Here is a 3,098-nt window from a genome sequence, read left to right as displayed (position 1 = left end):
ACGCCCCTAATGTTTTGGACGGGGTTGGGCATTTTGATAGTACGGGTTTTGCCCGCTACTTTTCCCTATTGGTTGGGGCGCGGACTCTACTGGGTGGGAGTGCCGATCGAGATCTTTTCCCTCGCTCGTCAGACTACCTTTGACGAACGCGCCCAATTAGCTCCGGTAATTACGGTCTGTTCGCTGCTATTAGGCTTAGCACTGGGTTGGCTGAGTTTGCAGATCTGGCAACGCATCAACCCGCAATTAGCACCATCAGCTCCCCCACTCCAAGGGAGCTTGCTGTTGTGTTCGATGTTGGGGAACACTGGTTTTGTCGGTTTGGCGATCGTCCCTTATTTTGTATCGGAGACAGATCTGAGTTGGGCGGTCATCTACAGCGTTACCCAAAATGTCTTTGGTACTTATGGTTTGGGCGTGTTAGTTGCTAGTTATTACGGTCGTCAAGGTAGCAGCACCAATCGGTGGTGGACGCAGTTAAAGGATTTATGTTCTGTACCCTCGTTATGGGGCTTTGCACTGGGTTGGCTGACGCGGAGCATCGATTTCCCAGACTCGATCGAATCGAGCCTGCACGCCTCAATTTGGGTGGTGATTCCCGGAGCCTTTATTTTGATGGGCATTCGGCTCAGTCAGATTCAAGGTTGGCAAAGTCTCAAGCTCGCATTGTTACCAGCGATCCTCAAAACGGTGGTGATGCCCACAATCCTCGGGATCGGGATTACCCTGCTGGGGATGAGTGGCGAGCCGCGTTTGGCGTTGGTGTTGATGTCGGGGATGCCTTGTGCCTTTGCCGGACTAATTCTTGCTGAAGAGTATCAGCTCAATGGCAATCTCGTTGCTAGTAGCATTATCGTCAGTACTGCCCTGTTTCTGGTGATGATTCCCGTCTGGTTATACGTTTATTAGGGCGATCGACAAATTGTGACGATCGAGCTATGCCGGATCTACATGGGAACGCTATGATGCTAACAAGATCTGCTAAAGATCGCCACGAGATTCGCTCTCGAAATCAATTTGTAATATAATTGGGACGATCGACACGATCGAAGCACTCAACCTGTTGTTGAGAGCCTCCATAAAGTTCCTAAAATAGATCGCCCTCCGCAGTCAAGGATCGTTTTCAACTCGCCGACTCGGTATATTTGGCGATTCGCCAACGATCGCGATCTTGATAGAGTAGTTATTGGTTTGCTGTTAAATTTCCAGCTATTGCCCGATCGACTCGCTACTTTCTAACATTATGACTTCAACAAAAACTAGTACTTTGACTTCTACACCGCCGATGACTGCAAGTTCTGTTGCAGCTACCGAATTACGTCCGTGGGGTTCGTTTACGATCTTAGAAGAAGGGCCGGGACACAAAATTAAGCGGATTGAGGTTAAACCCGGACATCGACTCAGCTTGCAAATGCACTATCATCGGAGCGAGCACTGGATCGTCGTGTGTGGAACGGCAATGGTAACTTGCGATGATAAAAAAGAGATTTTGCACAGCAATCAATCTACTTACGTCCCAGCTTGCACCAAGCATCGCTTGGAAAATCCAGGGGTGATTCCCTTGGTAATTATTGAAGTGCAAAATGGGGAGTATTTGGGCGAAGATGATATCGTCCGGTACGAAGATGACTATGCCAGAAATAATGCCTGAGATTTTAGTTATTAGCGATCGCCATCCCACTTGCGTTCGGCAGTGGGAGTGGTGCAATTTATGGGAGAGGAGCGATCGCGATGGAAATTAGTAAAGCAGCAATCGCCGAAATTCACCGCATGCAAGCAGTCCGCGAGCGACTCGATAGCAAGTTTCGGATTGGGTTTGCGAGTGGTGGCTGCGAGCATTTTTACTATACGATCGATCTGACCGACACGATCTCAGAAACCGATCGAGTCTATGAAATGAGCGGGATTGCAGTAGTAGTCGATCGGCAGCAAGTCGCACATTTAGAACGCCTGAAGTTAGATTACTCCGAAGATCTCATGGGTGGCGGTTTCCGATTTGAAAACCCGATCGCGACAAATGTTTGCGGCTGTGGTAATTCATTTGCGATCGCCAATGTCGAGTCAGAGCGGTGGCAATTACCGACTTAAATTAGTGAATAGTGGCAAGTGGGTAGTGAATAGTTGGGAGATTAAGAAATAAGTAAATCCATCTACTTTTTTCTTTGCGTATTTACAATCCACTATTCACTATTCACTACTACCCCCAAGCAACATAAGGCAATTTACTAGCTGTCACCTTAGTCTCGCTGAGATTGGCAACTAGTTGGCCGCAGGCGTCCCAGGTGCCGTTGGTGAGTTGCTGGCGTGCGCCTTCACCGATCGAGATAGGGGCGGTAAAGTCGCCACATTGTACCTGTAAGGCATTAAGATCGACGGTGACAGGGGTTTTGGGGTTGGACTTGACAATCTCTTGCAGACGGGTGGTAGTGGCAGCCTCAGCAGTGAGACAGGGAATGCCCATTGCAACGCAGTTACCGAAGAAGATTTCCGAGAAGCTTTCACCGATAATTAATTTGATGCCCCATTTGGCAAGGGCTTGGGGTGCGTGTTCGCGACTGGAACCGCAGCCGAAGTTGCTATTGACGACGAGGATATTTGCGTCCTGGAATTGGGGTAAGTCGAAGGGGTGTGCGCCTTTGAGTTGGCTGCGATCGTCTTCAAAGACATTAGCACCTAAGCCATCGAAAGTGACACAGCGCAGGAATCTAGCGGGGATAATTCGATCGGTGTCGATATCGTTGCCTGTCAAGGGGATAGCGGTACTGGAGATGGTGGAGATTTGGCTATTCATGATTTAGGGGATAGGGGATAGGGGATAGGGGATAGGGGCGAAATCCCCTCCAAGGAGGGGTGCCCGTAGGGCGGGGTGGGTGAATCTCCGCAACACATCAAATAAATCAGCCATGCGATCTAATTACTGCTGAGATCTTTACCCCACCCCAGCCCTCCCTTGATAAAGGGGAGGGAGCAAGAGATCGATCGCAATCTTGAATTTATTGAACGATCGCTTCATTGTTAGCCTTCCAGCGGGCGATGGAGCAGCTTAGCTTGGCGAATAGCGTGACGACCTTCACGGCCAGTGACTTCTCCCGGACGCT

At 49.5% G+C, this 3,098-nt stretch carries 4 protein-coding genes; 3 read left to right on the top strand and 1 reads right to left on the bottom strand.

Translation table 11 applies throughout. From position 1 onward, the window contains the following. The 3 genes from RMO84_RS11510 to RMO84_RS11500 form a co-directional block, all read left to right on the top strand. On the top strand, positions 1 to 909 hold a 909-nt coding region (locus RMO84_RS11510; protein ID WP_310488597.1), incomplete at its 5' end, for an AEC family transporter. 334 nt (positions 910 to 1,243) lie between these two features. Continuing rightward, positions 1,244 to 1,651 (top strand): phosphomannose isomerase type II C-terminal cupin domain, encoded by a 408-nt coding sequence (locus tag RMO84_RS11505; RefSeq protein WP_396135833.1) that lies wholly within the window; start codon positions 1,244 to 1,246, stop codon positions 1,649 to 1,651. 80 nt (positions 1,652 to 1,731) lie between these two features. Next, complete coding sequence (locus RMO84_RS11500) at positions 1,732 to 2,088, top strand: iron-sulfur cluster assembly accessory protein (RefSeq protein ID WP_310488596.1); 357 nt, start codon at positions 1,732 to 1,734, stop codon at positions 2,086 to 2,088. 109 nt (positions 2,089 to 2,197) lie between these two features. On the opposite strand, the gene leuD is transcribed toward RMO84_RS11500, so the two are convergent. After that, complete coding sequence (gene leuD, locus RMO84_RS11495) at positions 2,198 to 2,791, bottom strand: 3-isopropylmalate dehydratase small subunit (protein WP_310488595.1); 594 nt, start codon at positions 2,789 to 2,791, stop codon at positions 2,198 to 2,200. Positions 2,792 to 3,098 lie beyond the last annotated feature (307 nt).

It is taken from the genome of Chamaesiphon sp. VAR_69_metabat_338 (assembly GCF_031423935.1).
Taxonomy (GTDB): Bacteria; Cyanobacteriota; Cyanobacteriia; order Cyanobacteriales; family Chamaesiphonaceae; genus Chamaesiphon.
The sequence above is the reverse complement of the archived record's forward strand: the minus strand, read 5'-3'. Positions and strand labels throughout refer to the sequence as shown.